Origin of the sequence: Sphingobacterium thalpophilum, assembly GCF_901482695.1 — a bacterium.
Lineage (GTDB): Bacteria > Bacteroidota > Bacteroidia > Sphingobacteriales > Sphingobacteriaceae > Sphingobacterium > Sphingobacterium thalpophilum.
Window position 1 is genome coordinate 3,124,315 of the sequence record NZ_LR590484.1, and the last position, 14,289, is coordinate 3,138,603.

13 protein-coding genes are annotated in these 14,289 nt (G+C 43.5%); 4 read left to right on the forward strand and 9 right to left on the reverse strand.

The window, feature by feature from the left end; all coding sequences use genetic code 11:
* Positions 1-57: 57 nt before the first annotated feature.
* From FGL37_RS13020 to FGL37_RS13040, 5 genes are all read right to left on the reverse strand, one after another.
* A complete protein-coding gene (locus FGL37_RS13020; protein ID WP_051607360.1) occupies positions 58-1,371 on the reverse strand; it encodes a mechanosensitive ion channel family protein in 1,314 nt (437 codons plus the stop codon).
* Between the two features lie 38 nt (positions 1,372-1,409).
* Positions 1,410-2,780, reverse strand: a complete 1,371-nt coding sequence (locus FGL37_RS13025) for a nucleoside permease (protein WP_028072296.1) — start codon at positions 2,778-2,780, stop codon at positions 1,410-1,412.
* Positions 2,781-2,825: 45 nt separating this feature from the next.
* Positions 2,826-3,452: a bifunctional nuclease family protein gene (locus FGL37_RS13030; protein WP_028072295.1), complete on the reverse strand. Its 627-nt coding sequence runs from the start codon at positions 3,450-3,452 to the stop codon at positions 2,826-2,828.
* 202 nt (positions 3,453-3,654) lie between these two features.
* On the reverse strand, positions 3,655-4,629 hold the full coding sequence (locus tag FGL37_RS13035) for an electron transfer flavoprotein subunit alpha/FixB family protein (RefSeq protein WP_028072294.1): 975 nt from the start codon (positions 4,627-4,629) through the stop codon (positions 3,655-3,657).
* Positions 4,630-4,649: 20 nt separating this feature from the next.
* Positions 4,650-5,387 (reverse strand): electron transfer flavoprotein subunit beta/FixA family protein, encoded by a 738-nt coding sequence (locus tag FGL37_RS13040; RefSeq protein WP_028072293.1) that lies wholly within the window; start codon positions 5,385-5,387, stop codon positions 4,650-4,652.
* Between the two features lie 329 nt (positions 5,388-5,716).
* On the opposite strand from FGL37_RS13040, the gene FGL37_RS13045 reads away from it, so the two are divergent.
* Both FGL37_RS13045 and FGL37_RS13050 read left to right on the forward strand, forming a co-directional pair.
* Positions 5,717-6,049 (forward strand): tetratricopeptide repeat protein, encoded by a 333-nt coding sequence (locus FGL37_RS13045; protein ID WP_028072292.1) that lies wholly within the window; start codon positions 5,717-5,719, stop codon positions 6,047-6,049.
* Positions 6,050-6,134: 85 nt separating this feature from the next.
* Positions 6,135-6,554 (forward strand): copper resistance protein NlpE, encoded by a 420-nt coding sequence (locus tag FGL37_RS13050; protein WP_028072291.1) that lies wholly within the window; start codon positions 6,135-6,137, stop codon positions 6,552-6,554.
* 81 nt (positions 6,555-6,635) lie between these two features.
* Here the strand turns inward: FGL37_RS13050 and FGL37_RS13055 are convergent, their stop codons facing one another.
* The 4 genes from FGL37_RS13055 to rsmI form a co-directional block, all read right to left on the reverse strand.
* A complete protein-coding gene (locus tag FGL37_RS13055; protein WP_028072290.1) occupies positions 6,636-7,772 on the reverse strand; it encodes a cysteine desulfurase family protein in 1,137 nt (378 codons plus the stop codon).
* Between the two features lie 123 nt (positions 7,773-7,895).
* Positions 7,896-9,506: an apolipoprotein N-acyltransferase gene (lnt, locus tag FGL37_RS13060; protein WP_028072289.1), complete on the reverse strand. Its 1,611-nt coding sequence runs from the start codon at positions 9,504-9,506 to the stop codon at positions 7,896-7,898.
* Between the two features lie 23 nt (positions 9,507-9,529).
* On the reverse strand, positions 9,530-10,222 hold the full coding sequence (locus FGL37_RS13065) for a PH domain-containing protein (RefSeq protein WP_028072288.1): 693 nt from the start codon (positions 10,220-10,222) through the stop codon (positions 9,530-9,532).
* A 38-nt stretch (positions 10,223-10,260) separates the two neighbouring features.
* Entirely contained in the window at positions 10,261-10,926 is a 666-nt protein-coding gene (gene rsmI / locus FGL37_RS13070; RefSeq protein ID WP_028072287.1) for a 16S rRNA (cytidine(1402)-2'-O)-methyltransferase, read from the reverse strand.
* A gap of 91 nt (positions 10,927-11,017) precedes the next feature.
* Here rsmI and FGL37_RS13075 point away from each other — a divergent pair, with 91 nt between their 5' ends.
* Together FGL37_RS13075 and serS are read left to right on the forward strand one after the other, a co-directional pair.
* Positions 11,018-12,091: a class I fructose-bisphosphate aldolase gene (locus FGL37_RS13075; RefSeq protein ID WP_028072286.1), complete on the forward strand. Its 1,074-nt coding sequence runs from the start codon at positions 11,018-11,020 to the stop codon at positions 12,089-12,091.
* A gap of 382 nt (positions 12,092-12,473) precedes the next feature.
* Positions 12,474-13,745 carry a serine--tRNA ligase gene (serS, locus tag FGL37_RS13085; protein ID WP_028072285.1) on the forward strand — a complete coding sequence of 424 codons (1,272 nt, stop codon included), beginning with the start codon at positions 12,474-12,476 and terminating at the stop codon, positions 13,743-13,745.
* Positions 13,746-14,289 lie beyond the last annotated feature (544 nt).

Sequence of the window (14,289 nt, forward strand, 5' to 3'; positions counted from 1 at the left end):
AAAAGGTAATCTCCCCGGATTACCTTTCACTCTTTTAGGGCAGACCGTTTAGCCGGCTCAGTGCAGTACACTGAAGTGTTGTCCCTTTACGAAATGCCTGAAATCGTCTGAAGCAGGATTTTCAAACACCTCAAGATCGAAGTATTTTATTGCAGCAAATAAGTGGTCAAAGACATCGGATACGATACCTTCATAAAATTCCCACCGAATATCGCTGACAAAGAAATATAGTTCCAGCGGAACGCCGTGTTCTGTTGATGCAAGCTGGCGTACCATCAGAGGCATTGTTTTGTGGATCTGTGGATTTTGCCGTAAATACGTGAGTGCGTAGGCTCTAAATAGGCCTAGATTCGTCATTTTGCGACCATTGATCGGAGTGGAGGGATCGATGTGGTGCTTCAGATTGTAGGCATCAATCGTGGCCGCCCGCTCCTCAATATAAGGACGTAGGATCTGAATATTCTTTAGCTTATCGATTTCTTCGTTTTCCAGAAATCGGATAGTCGAGATCTTGATATGTATTGCCCGTTTGAGTCGGCGCCCGCCCGACTGTTGCATGCCTCTGTAGTTTTTAAAGGAGTCCGATAGCAAGGTATGTGTGGGGATGGTGGTTATCGTTTTATCGAAGTTCTGTACCTTCACATTGTTGAGGTTGATTTCCCTGACCGTTCCATCTGCCCCGTATTTGGGCATTTCGATCCAGTCTCCCACGCGTATAGAGTCATTGGCTGAGACCTGTATGCTTGCGACGAAACCTAAGATCGTGTCTTTGAAAACCAGCATGAGGATAGCTGAAGCCGCTCCTAGAGACAGAAGAAATGACCATGGAGAGTTGCCCGTCAGGATCGAGAAACAGATGGTTCCCCCGATGAATAAGAGGATGATCTGGCAGACCTGAAGATAACTTTCCAGCGGTTTGTCGGCAAAGGATTTACGCGTGCGAAGAATATCGCGCACGCTTTTCAACAGCGAATGGATGATCATTAAACTCACAATCGTTGTTGCAATGGCGAGCACCTTATTGATGTTCTCTTTCCAGGTCGGAAAACCCATAAAGATCATGGGGATGATATATTGTGCTGCCAGGATGGGAACGAAATGGGCAATGAGTTTAAGGGTCTTATTCCTGATCAGAAGATCATCAAAACGGTTGGTACTTTTCCTGATTGCTTTAATGGTTAATAGCAGAAGAGTTCTTTTGCTAAAATAGTCGACAATAACTAGAAAAAGGATGACGGCAAGTAATAATACAATGGAGTTGAGAAAATGGCTGCTCTGATTGTCCAGACCGAGGCCTTTAATCCATTGAAATGTCCAGTTGTAGATTTGAGATTGCGGATCTTTTAATAATGCTGTTGTTGTGTTTTGCATCTTACAAATATACAAAAAGCCGCAAATGCGGCTTTTTGTTATTTCGAATATTGCGGTTCACGCTCATGCTTATGTCTGAAGAATACTGCGAAAAGAATCGCAATAACAAGCGTATAGATCGCGAATGCCAGCCAGATATGGTGCCAGTCTTTGAGCATAAGGCTGTTGCTCAATGTGCCATCAGGCAGCAATGAAACACTTTTTTCCTTTATGAAATTCAGAAAATGGGCATCATTGACCGAGGTATCCAGGTACTGTGCAAGGTCCTGTCCGTTTTGGAAGCTTTTGGTAAAATAGTGGTCGATGACCCATCCTGATACAAAACTACCAAATACAGCGCCAATACCATTGGTCATCATCATAAATAAACCTTGAGCCGAACTGCGTATGCTTGAGGTCGTCGATGTTTCGACAAATAATGAACCGGAGATATTGAAGAAATCAAATGCCATTCCATAAACGATACAAGATAGGATGATCATCCAAAGCCCGCCTGCAGGATCGCCAAAAGCAAAAAGACCGAAACGGAGTACCCAGGCCAACATGGAGATTAACATCACCTTCTTAATGCCAAATCGCTTCAAGAAAAAAGGAATGGCCAAAATGAAAAGTGTTTCTGAAATCTGCGAAATGGACATGATAATAGTGGAGTATTTCACTACGAAAGAGTCCACGAACTTTGGGAAAAATTTAAATTCATCCAAAAATACATCGCCGTAGGCGTTGGTCAGCTGTAAGGCTGCTCCCAAAAACATAGAGAAAATAAAGAACAGCGCCATCTTGTAGTTGCCGAAGAGTTTAAATGCTTCCAGACCCAATAGCTGCGTCCAGGAGGCGTTGTCCTGCTGTAATTTTCTTGGAGGACATTTCGGCAGCGTAAAAGCATACAGCGCTAAGGCCAAAGCCGCTGCACCAGCAATGTAAAACTGATAAGCTGTTGCTTTATTTCCGGTTAGATTGGTCATCCACATAGCGACGATAAATCCGATTGTGCCAAACACACGAATGGGCGGAAAGGCTTTGACCAGGTCATAGTTGTTCTGATTCAATGCTGTGTAGGCGATTGCATTGGAAAGCGCCAATGTAGGCATATAGAAACACATTGCTGCCAGCATCGCATAAAAAAAGGTGTTTGGATCATTCACCTGGGGTAAATAGAACAAAACACCTGCGTAACATAAATGCAGAATAAAATATAACCTTTCCGCATTTATCCAGCGATCAGCGATGATACCCATTAATGTCGGCATAAACAGCGAAGCGATGCCCATGGTAGCAAAGATGGCACCAAATTGCGTACCATCCCATTGCTTCGTGCCGAACCAATAATTGGCTATTGTAATCAACCATGCTCCCCAGACGAAAAACTGAAAGAAGCTCATAATGGTCAATCTTAGTTTAATAGACATAAAACGATATTATTTAGAGTTTTTGTTTCGCAATGACGAAAGGAATTACTTTCTTTTGGAAATTTCGTCCCTAATCAGCGCTGCCTGCTCATAGTTCTCATCAGCCAGAGCCTGGTTGAGCGCTTGCTCCAATTGTTCGTCTGTCAATGAAGAAAATGGGTTGGTGGGTGATTTCGATGGAGTCTTTTCTTCGACTTCCATAACATTGGGATCCTGTGATTTGCTGGCTTTATCTAAATTTTCCAAAAATGCAAATTCATGGCCTTCAATAATAATTCCGGCAGAGGACATGATAAATTCATACGCATAAATAGGCGCTTCAAAGCGGACGGCTAATGCAACCGCATCGGAGGTACGTGCATCAATTTCCACAATTTTGTTGCCGTCAGAACAGATGATTTTGGCATAAAAGATACCCTCAATCAGATTGTAGATCAATACCTCAATAAGTTTAATGCCGAAAGATTCTGCAAAAGACTGAAATAGGTCGTGGGTAAGCGGGCGGCTAGGAATCATTTTTTCTATCCGGATAGCAATGGCCTGGGCTTCATGGCTGCCAATGATGATGGGCAATCTTCTGTTGCCCTCCACTTCTCCCAATACAAGGGCATAGGCCCCAGACTGTGTTTGACTATAGGATAAACCAACGATATCTAATCTGATTTTCTTCATTTTAATTCCAAAGCGGTCTACAAACTTAGATAAATTTGCTTTTATATGCAATTATAAATTGCGTTAGCGGTGAACAAATTTCCCGACCTCCATCAGCTGTTAGGCACCTTTTATAGCGGTCGAAAGCAAATATTCAATGATGAAATAAAATTCCCCATTTATCTCGAGGATAAATGGGGAAAATAAAGTGTGAATAAGCAGTTTAATTCCCTTTATATGCTTTCAAAGCTTGCGTCAGCTTAGGGACAATCTCGAACGCATCGCCCACAATTCCATAGTCTGCAACCTTAAAAAATGGCGCTTCGGGATCCTTATTGATAACGACTATTGTTTTGGAAGAGCTGACACCTGCTAGATGCTGAATCGCTCCTGAGATTCCGATTGCGATATAGAGATTGGGGCTCACAACAATACCAGTTTGGCCAACGTGTTCAGCATGCGGGCGCCAGCCTGCGTCGGATACCGGTTTGGAGCAGGCGGTAGCAGCCCCGAGGACCTCTGCAAGTTCCTCAATCATGCCCCAATTTTCAGGTCCTTTCAGTCCACGTCCTGCAGACACAACGATTTCCGCTTCCGGTAAAGAGACTTTGTCTGTGGCGCGCACAATCTCTTTCACGACAGTCGATAGATCGCTGGCGTTTAAGTTTGCCTTAAATTGCTCCACAGTAGCGGTACCGCCGGTTTCTTTTGCCTCGTAGGCGTTTGGATTTAACGCAATGATTTTAATGGCTGCGGTCAGTTCGAGCGTGGCAAATGCTTTGTTCGAGAATGCTGTTTTCCTGACCGTCAGTTTATCACCTTCGATGGATGGCAGCTCCAGGACGCCGTCGGCAAGCGCAGCTTGCAGCTTTGTGGCCACCCGTGGTGCGAGCCCTTTGCCGGAAAATGAATTGGAAAGCACCAGTAGCTGTGCACCTGTACTCCGCACTGCTTCAGCGATGATGCTCGCATACGCTTGGTTGACGAAAGTGGATAGTTGTTCATTGTCGACGGTGAGTATTTTCGATGCCCCATAATTACCTAATCGGGCAAGTTCGTCTTGAGAAACATGGCCGATGGAAAGAGCCGTAAGGTCGGTATGGATGTTATCAGCGATGGCTTTAGCATAAGAAACGACCTCGAAAGCCGATTTTTTGAATTTGCCATCCGTATTTTCTACATATACTAATATAGACATAATGTTTTCAGATTTAGTAATTAAATAACTTTGGCTTCATCATGAAGAAGAGAAACCAGTTTTTCCACTTCGGCAGCATCGACCAGCTTGACCGTGCCACGTGGTGCCGGACTCTCGTACTTGACGATATGGGATAATGAATCCACTGATATAGGCTCCAGAACTTCCAATGGTTTGGTGCGCGCGCTCATGATTCCCCGCATATTGGGGATCTTGGGTTCAGCAACGCCCTCCGCGGTACCGACAACAATCGGTAGTTTGGCGGTCAAAACTTCCTTGCCACCTTCAATTTCCCGCTCGATGCTCACACTGTCGGCAGACAGGTCAATCTTTTTCGCGATCGAGACTGACGGAATATTTAACAGTTCAGCGACGATAGCTCCCACCTGAGCACCATTATAATCGATGGATTCCCGTCCTGTCAGGATCAGATCAAAGGTTTTGTCTTTGGCGTATGCTGCGATCTGATGAGCAACAAACCAAGCGTCCCGTGGTGTCGCATTGATACGTACGGCATTGTCCGCACCAATTGCCAATGCTTTACGGATCGTGGCTTCAGTAGAGGCGTCCCCCACATTAATGACAGTAACGGTACCTTTTCCGCCTTCAGCTAATTCCACGGCTTTGGATAAAGCAATTTCATCATAAGGGTTTATAATAAATTGCACCGCAGCGGTGTTAAAAGCGGTGTTGTCATTTGTAAAAGTGATCTTGGATGTAGTGTCTGGGACATTACTTATACAAACTAATATTTTCATATGCGATTGGTTTTACCCAAACTTACCATATTTTCTCCCAAATAAAAAGAGGTAAACGGTCTAAAATTCTGTATGAAAAGATAGTTCCTGTATTGTTGTTTTTTAAATTTTTACTCGGAATTTCTTTTAAAATATATAAAATTTTTATTTTATTAGTGTTTCCGTTGTATAATTGATAATATTTTAAATGGAGTCTGTATACTTTTCCAATGCGGAGGGTGCGTCAGTAAATTGTCATTTTATATGCTAGCATAGTATTATAGAAAAAGGACGCTTTTCAAGATCATTGCTTATCCTCGCAAAATTGCTAAGTTTGAAATAAAAACACTATGTCAACACGATTGGATCAGCTTAACGAATTTCTAAAGGAGACACCAGAAGATCCTTTTTTAAAATATGCCATTGCCGCCGAATACCTAAAACTGAATGACGAGCAGGAGGCACGCCGGCGTTTTGAACAATTAATAGACAGCAATCCCGATTATGTGGGCACCTATTACCATCTGGCTAAGCTGTATGAAAAACTGGGACAACCCGATTCTGCTATTTCTACATACAAAAAAGGAATTGAAATTGCTCGAAAGAGCCGTAATTTTCATGCATTAGGTGAATTACAGGGCGCGTTGTCCTTTTTGACAGACGAGGATGAGGACGATTTTTAGCAGATTCTAAAATTTTGGTATTTAATTTGTTATGTAAATTCCGAGAGAATATATTAGATGCTGATTTTTTTGAATTTGGAATGCGATGAAAACGTTTGTTTGGACAGTGGGAGTGTTGGTAGCGCTTGTATTGGGGGGATGTGACAATCCCAAACAGAGTGTGGCTGCTTATAAAGATAATTTACAGGAACTGAAAGGAAGAGATAAGGCCGAGATTGTCATTGGAGAATATAGGGGAGTAATGCCCTGTGCGGATTGCGATGGAATAGAAACCCTGATCTCGTTGCACCCAGACAATACCTATAAATATTCATCCAAATATCTAAACAAGAGCGAAGATGTCTTTGTTCGTGAGGGTAAATGGAAACTCGACGGCAACATCATTACATTGGACGGGGTAGATTACAAATTCAAACTAGGCAACCATGTATTAAGTCAATTGGATTTATCGGGTAACGATATTACCGGTGATATTTCCAAATACTATGTTCTAACAAAAAACTGAAGCTTACCGCGAGGCAAGATTCGGAGCAATAAAAAAAAGCCGAAGGTATCCCCTCCGGCTTTTTCTCTTAAATGAATCTCGTTATCTTTTTTTCGCGCAAAGTTCTTTTAAGGTAGAAACCACAAAGTCCACTTCTTCTTTTGTATTATGTTTGCAGAATGAGAAGCGTACCGACGGGCGGTCGGCATCTACACGGATAGCTCCTAGTACATGCGAGCCAATGTCTGTGCCTGAACTGCAGGCGCTTCCGCCCGAACAGGAGATGCCGGCAATGTCCAGGTTAAACAGCAGCATATCGGCCAGCTCGCTGCAGGGAAAGGATACGTTCAATACCGTGTATAGAGATTTGTCAGGATCAATAATACCATTGAATGTCACATCTGGAATCGCTTTTTGAAGTTCGCTGATCATGTACGATTTAATGCCCTGGATATAAGCATGGTGCTCTTCCATGTGCTCATATGCTATTTCCAAAGCTTTGGCAAGTCCGGCAATACCATAGACATTTTCTGTACCACCGCGCATATTACGTTCCTGTGCACCGCCATAGATTAAGGGTTTGATTTTATTGTTGGCGTTGATATAAAGAAAACCAACCCCCTTTGGTCCGTGAAACTTATGGGCGGCACCCGTAATAAAATCTATTCTGAGTTTGCTAAGGTCGTGCGGGTAATGTCCCATTGTCTGTACCGTATCCGAATGGAATATCGCATGATATTGCTGGCATAGAGCAGCGATGCGTTCGATGTCGTTGAGATTTCCGATTTCATTGTTGGCATGCATGATCGAAACAAAGGTGCGCGGATTGTTACTCAGAAGCACTTCAAGCTGATCAAGATTTAAATTGCCTTTCGCGTCGACCTCCAGGAGGTCAAGCTGTATCTTCCCTTCTTTCTTGAGCTCCTCCAGGGTATGCAGCACCGCATGATGTTCGATCGGCGATGTAATGGCATGCGTTATGCCAAAATCGGCTATGGACCGAACGATAGCCATATTGTCCGCTTCTGTTCCACCGGAGGTGAAGAAGATCTCCGCTGGAGATACGTGGAGAAGACTGGCGATTGTCTTTCGGGCTTTCTCGACGATAGTTTTCACTTGTCTTCCGTGACTATGGATGGAAGATGGATTTCCGAAATTGTGGTCCATGACATCGACCATGACTTTTATCACTTCAGGATCCAAAGCTGTAGTCGCAGCATTGTCAAAATATACTTGCATGGCGCAAAATTACAAATCTAAAAAGTAAATCAGATGCATTAAATAACTTATTTACATAAGAATTATTGATGAATACAGCGCAAACGCCAACGGCCTGTGTATGTTATCTGTAGATTCCTGCCGCTACTGTTTTTTTCTCAACAAAATAATCAACAATCCGCCCAATCCTATAGCGAGCCCCAGATAGGCTGCAATATCTCCTGTTTTCGTATAAACAGTGATTTCTTCGTTTAAGTTGATCTCCTGGTTTAAAGCAGCCGGCTGCCACCATGTTGTTTGCTGGACGATATCGCCCCGTTGATTGATAAATCCGGAGATGCCGGTATTGGCAGACCGCGCAACCCATCTTCTATTTTCAATGGCGCGGAGTTTGGCATATTGCATATGCTGATCTTTGCCCGAGGTGTTGCCCCACCAGCCGTCGTTAGTGATGATGGCAATGAATTGCGCGCCTTTTTTTACATATTTAGCCACATAGTCACCCCAAATAGATTCATAGCAGATTACAGGAGCTGCACCAATGCCACTTTGCGAATAGAATACAGAGGGTTCGGCCTGCTTGCCATATCCCCCAGTTGTACCACCAAATGCTTTAAATAAGGGTTTTAAAAATTCCATTGCCGCACCAAAAGGCATCTGTTCCACTCCCGGGACCAGTTTAGACTTGTGGTAAAATTGTAATTTGGACGAGAAATCGATCAGCGTTGCCGCATTGAAATTGTCCTGATAGACGTGCGGAGCGAGTTGGCGGGCTGTCGGTGTTTTGGGATAATTGTACAGCTGGTAGCTCTCTATGCCCGACAGCACGTTACCATTTTTATAAGCGTCCAGAAATTTTAAGATTTGTTTATAAGAATAAGTGTCCCGAAAGCTTTCTTCATCAAAATAGCCATTTTGCGAAAGAGCCGTTTCGGGCCAGATAAAGAACTCTGTATTTGGTTTAGCTACAGAACTGGATAATGCAAACAGCGTCCTTAGCTGCTCTTCCGGACTGAGCTGAAACTTGATATAAGGATCGATATTAGGTTGTACGACCACGAGCTGCGCAGGATTTTGGTGCTCTTCATAATTCGAATAGCGCAGCAGCGAGTATGTTGCTGGCACGATCAGGACCAGCCCAAGACTTATAGCGTGAATTACTTTGTTTTTGAGGGTATATCGGCCTTTGTAGTGGAGATAAAGTGTGAAAATTAAAATATTGACCACCCAGATCCAGATGGAACCGCCGTACACGCCAGTGATATCGTACCATTGGACCAACTGATGAAAAGTGGCGAAACCATTTCCCAGCGTCATCCAGGGAAAGGCAAGGTCCCAGGAAGCGTGCAGCAGTTCGTAACTTATCCAGAACCCCATTAGACCAAAAAGCGACAGAGTGAGGTTGGCTTTACGCCTCAATCGATAGTATAACCAGAAGGCAGCAGCCATCAAGAGGGCGCCAAGACAGAAGGGGATCAAACTGATCAGCACCGCTGCGAAGGCCGGCATAACCGACGAAATCGAGTTGTATACCCAATAAATCGAGGCTGTATTCCAGATTAGTGCGGTGAGTCCTGCAACAAGAAAGATTTTTCTTCCTTTCTTCGTCATGGAATCATGCTGTATGATGTTTTCCAGCGCAAGAAGCAAGGGAATAAACCCGATAAAGAGCAATACACTGGAATAGGGGATAGGTGGCCAGCCTAGCCACAGTAAAAAGGCACTAAAAAGTGCCAATAGATAATTATTTTTCACAATCGTTTTTCTCCCGCTTGTATTTATAAACTCGACAAAACTTCCCTTTTCTTGTTTTCGTATTCTTCCTGTGTAATCAATTGCTTATCAAAGAGCGTTTTTAACTTCTTAAGCTTCAGCGTAATTTCATCCTCTTCTTCCTCTTTGACAGGCGTACTGGAGACGGCTGCGGGGGGCGCTGGTGCTGGAGCAATTGCCGGTGTAGGCTGCGAAAGCGGTGTGGATGGCGGAGCAGGAGCCGGAGTCACATGTTCCGTTTTTTCCGGGACGATTTCTTTGGCTGCGGGAGCGATTACAATTTTCTCCTTTTCAGCAGCCAGTTCCGCTTTTTTATAATTCTCCAGTGCCGCTTTGATGTACTGGTAGAGCTTTCTTGCCTGTACTTTTGGAATATAGTCGATGCTCAAGTTTTCGCCTGTAAAAGGAATCACCGTAACCTTAGAGCCGAAGATTTCTTCTTTGAATGCAATATCTTTGATATCTTGCCAGCCAAAGATTTCGAAATCCGTTGCCAGTCCCAATTTGGTGAATTCGCACATAAAAATGCGCTTGTTGCTGATCGTGATGCTATCGGGCAAGATGGTTACTGCTGGCTTCTTCTGAACAGCAATATAATCTATTTTTTCTCCTGGAGTAAGCATGTCCCGGACTTTGGTGATCAGTTTTTCAATGATCTTGATATCCTGTCCGTCCTGTGCAAATTGTTCCATGTTCATGTTAGATGCGTTTTAAAGTAATTAAAGATTGTCAAAGTTTATTCCAATCCACCTACACAAAATACAAATTCTCCTTTAATTGGATTGTTTTCGAAGTGTAATTTTAAATCCGTCAATGTGCCACGTACATTCTCTTCATATAATTTGCTCAATTCCCTTGAAATTGAAGCCTGTCTTTCCGGACCAAAAATAGAGATAAATTCATCAATGGTTTTCAGAATGCGATGCGGTGATTCATAGAAAATCATCGTCCTTTTTTCCTCTGCCAAGGCCTTTAATCGCGTCTGTCTACCTTTTTTGACGGGGAGAAAGCCTTCAAAACAGAAGCGGTCATTCGGAAGTCCCGAATTGACCAATGCAGGGACGAATGCCGTGGCTCCGGGCAAGCACTGAACCTCAAGCCCTTCCTTGATAGCCTCCCGTACCAGTAAAAAGCCCGGGTCCGAAATTGCGGGTGTCCCAGCATCTGAAATCAGGGCAATTCGCTGTCCTTCTTTCAGAAACTTGATGATTTCGGAAACAGCTTTATGTTCATTATGCTGATGATGCGCAAATACTTTCTTTTCAATACCAAAATGTTTTAACAGAGGAGCACTGGTCCGGGTATCCTCTGCTAAAATGATATCAACTTCTTTCAGGACATTGACCGCACGAAAGGTCATGTCTTCCAGATTGCCAATAGGTGTTGGGACTAAATATAACATGGTCAAAGTTAAGTTTTTTTTGCTAGATAATAGGAGCTAAAACATTCTATCCGTTTTCGGGTTATTTTCTATATAAATGCAAGGATAAATTATGCAGTACATTGAAAAAATTCAGGCATATCTAGGTGCCGAATCAAGTGATTTGCTGGAGTTTGATAAACCCGCAGTATCCAGAGATATGCTTCATCTTCCAGATGCCGCTTTTATTGATCAGGTATACGGAACGAGTGATCGCAGCCCGCAGGTGCTGCGCAGTCTGGGACAATTGTTTGGTACAGGACGCCTGGCCAACACCGGGTATCTTTCTATATTACCCGTAGACCAGGGCATAGAACATAGTGCAGGAGCCTCATTTGCTCCCAACCCACAATATTTTGACCCCGAAAATATTGTTAAACTGGCATTGGAAGGAAACTGTAACGCTGTAGCTTCTACTTTTGGTGTACTGGGAGCTGTGTCCCGGAAGTATGCCCACAAGATACCGTTTTTGGTAAAAATCAATCACAACGAACTGCTGACTTACCCCAATCGTGCCGACCAGATTTTATATGGTACGATACGCGAAGCCTGGAACATGGGAGCTGTAGCTGTCGGAGCAACCATCTATTTTGGCTCAGCAGAATCTGACCGTCAGATTATTGAAGTAGCGAGAGCTTTTGAGGAAGCACATGCTCTTGGCATGGCAACTGTATTGTGGTGCTATTTACGCAATACTGCATTTAAGGTAGACGGACAGGATTACCATCTGTCCGCAGATCTGACAGGGCAGGCCAACCACCTCGGGGTAACCATCAAGGCTGACATCATCAAACAAAAGCTGCCCGAGCTAAATGGCGGATTTAAAGCGCTGAATATGGGCAAGAGTGCCTATGGAAAATTGGATGAACGCATGTATAGCCAGCTATCTACTGACCATCCAATCGATCTGTGTCGTTATCAGGTTCTTAACTGTTTTTCCGGCCGGGCAGGACTTATTAATTCCGGTGGGGCCTCCGGACAAAATGATATCCAGGAAGCTGTGAAGACAGCTGTCATCAATAAAAGAGCAGGAGGAACGGGATTGATATCGGGCCGTAAGGCTTTTCAGAAACCTATGAAGGAGGGCGTAGAGCTGCTGCATGCCATTCAGGATGTGTACCTATGTAACGAGGTTACTATCGCCTAAGCAAGCAAGCAAGCAAGCAAGCAAGCAAGCAAGCAAGCAAGCAAGCAAGCAAGCAAGCAAGCAAGCAAGCAAGCAAGCAAGCAAGCAAGCAAGCAAGCAAGCAAGCAAGCAAGCAAGCAAGCAAGCAAGCAAGCAAGCAAGCAAGCAAGCAAGCAAGTGGATAACAGAAGTTCGATCGAATATTGGCTGGGGGTGGCCCGCGAATTTTGCCTTTACCTAGTTTGTTAAGAGGGTACCGACGGAAGTGTTTTTCGGGAATAACTTCTCCGAAAAACATTTTCTTTCTCTCGAATAGAGTAGCTGATGAATAATCTACGATTCCCTTTCGGTTAAAATCAGTTTTCACTATCTTTGTTCACTATTTTAAATAATATATCACATTATGTTGCAATTGAATTATATCCGTGAAAACAGGGATACGGTTATCGAAAGATTGGCTGTCAAGCATTTCAAGGAAATTGGGTTGGTCGACGAAATCATCCGTCTGGATGAAGACCGCCGTAAGATCCAGGCTGAATCGGACGCGCTTTCGGGAGAGGCTAATGCGGCAGCAAAACAGATTGGAGATCTGATGCGCCAGGGCAAAAAAGAAGAAGCTGAAGCCGTTAAATCCAAGTCATCGGGATATAAGGAACAGGTCAGGCAGCTTTTGGATAAATTGGCAACGATAGAAACGGCATTGAATGAAAAGATTGTACAACTGCCCAATCTGCCGCATCATTCCGTACCTGTCGGTGCGGGTGCCGAAGATAATGAAGTGGTGCTGACCAACGGTGATATTCCTGCTTTATCAGAAGAAGCTCTTCCACATTGGGAACTGCTGACCAAATACGATATTGTGGATTTGGAACTGGGTGTGAAAGTTTCTGGGGCCGGCTTCCCGGTATATAAGGGAAAAGGCGCCAAGCTGCAACGTGCTTTGATCAATTTCTTTTTGGATCAGGCCGCAGAGCAAGGTTATGAGGAGGTTCAGGTGCCGATTGTGGTTAATGAAGACTCCGCCTTTGCAACAGGTCAGTTGCCTGATAAAGAGGGACAAATGTATTTTGTTAATAATGATAATTTGTATCTGATTCCCACCGCAGAAGTCCCAGTGACCAATATCTATCGGGATGTGATCGTAAAAGAAGGGCAATTTCCGATTAAACACTGCGCTTATACCCCTTGTTTCCGTCGCGAGGCAGGTTCCTATGGCGCACATGTGCGCGGACTCAACCGTCTCCATCAGTTTGATAAGGTCGAAGCTGTGCAGATTGTCCATCCGGACAAGTCTTACGAGGTGATTGAAGAGATGAGCTTGTACGTGCAGGGTTTGTTGCAAAAATTGGGCCTTCCGTATCGCGTATTGCGTTTATGTGGTGGAGATATGAGTTTTACCGCAGCATTAACCTACGATATGGAGGTGTACAGTTCGGCGCAAAAGCGCTGGCTCGAAGTATCATCTGTTTCTAACTTTGAAACTTATCAGGCAAACCGCTTAAAAGTACGTTTCAAAAATGCAGAAGGCAAAATGCAGCTGGCTCACACGTTAAACGGTTCGGCATTGGCGCTGCCACGTATTGTAGCTGCAATATTGGAAAATAACCAGACGGATAGAGGTATCAAGATACCTGAAGTTTTGGTTCCATATACCAAGTTTGAATACATTGACTAAGCAGACGGTGGACTAAGAACTTCACTGACTGGCTTATTCGCTAAGAGGCTCTACCTTCACGGATAGAGCCTTTTTGTGTTAGATACCGCACCAGTCACTTTAGAATGTTTATAAATTACATTTTTTTTGATCAAAAAAAATGAAAGGATGCTGCTATTATGAAATTCTTATATCATTGTTAATGTTTTGTTAAATAATGGTGTTGCCGTATAATATTCTGTTGTGGGTTTGTTTGTTGGTTTTTTATTCTAAATTGTTTCTTTTGTCTGAATTTGTAAGATACTGAGGTCTTTATTGCAGTATTTTCCATTTTTGAGACGGTATGTTAAAAAACTTGTAAAAACAACTTTGGCTTTCTATATTTGGAACCGCTAATAGAAATCGCACTAACTATTATATTCTGTAAATACTGAAAAGAGTAGATTTTACAGGTGAGTATTTTTCAATGGATTGACTCTACATCTGCCGGGAGTTCGCTGTTCCACTAATATCATCAACTGTTATCAAAAAATGAATGACGGCATGCTTTCGCTAGCTGCTGTTT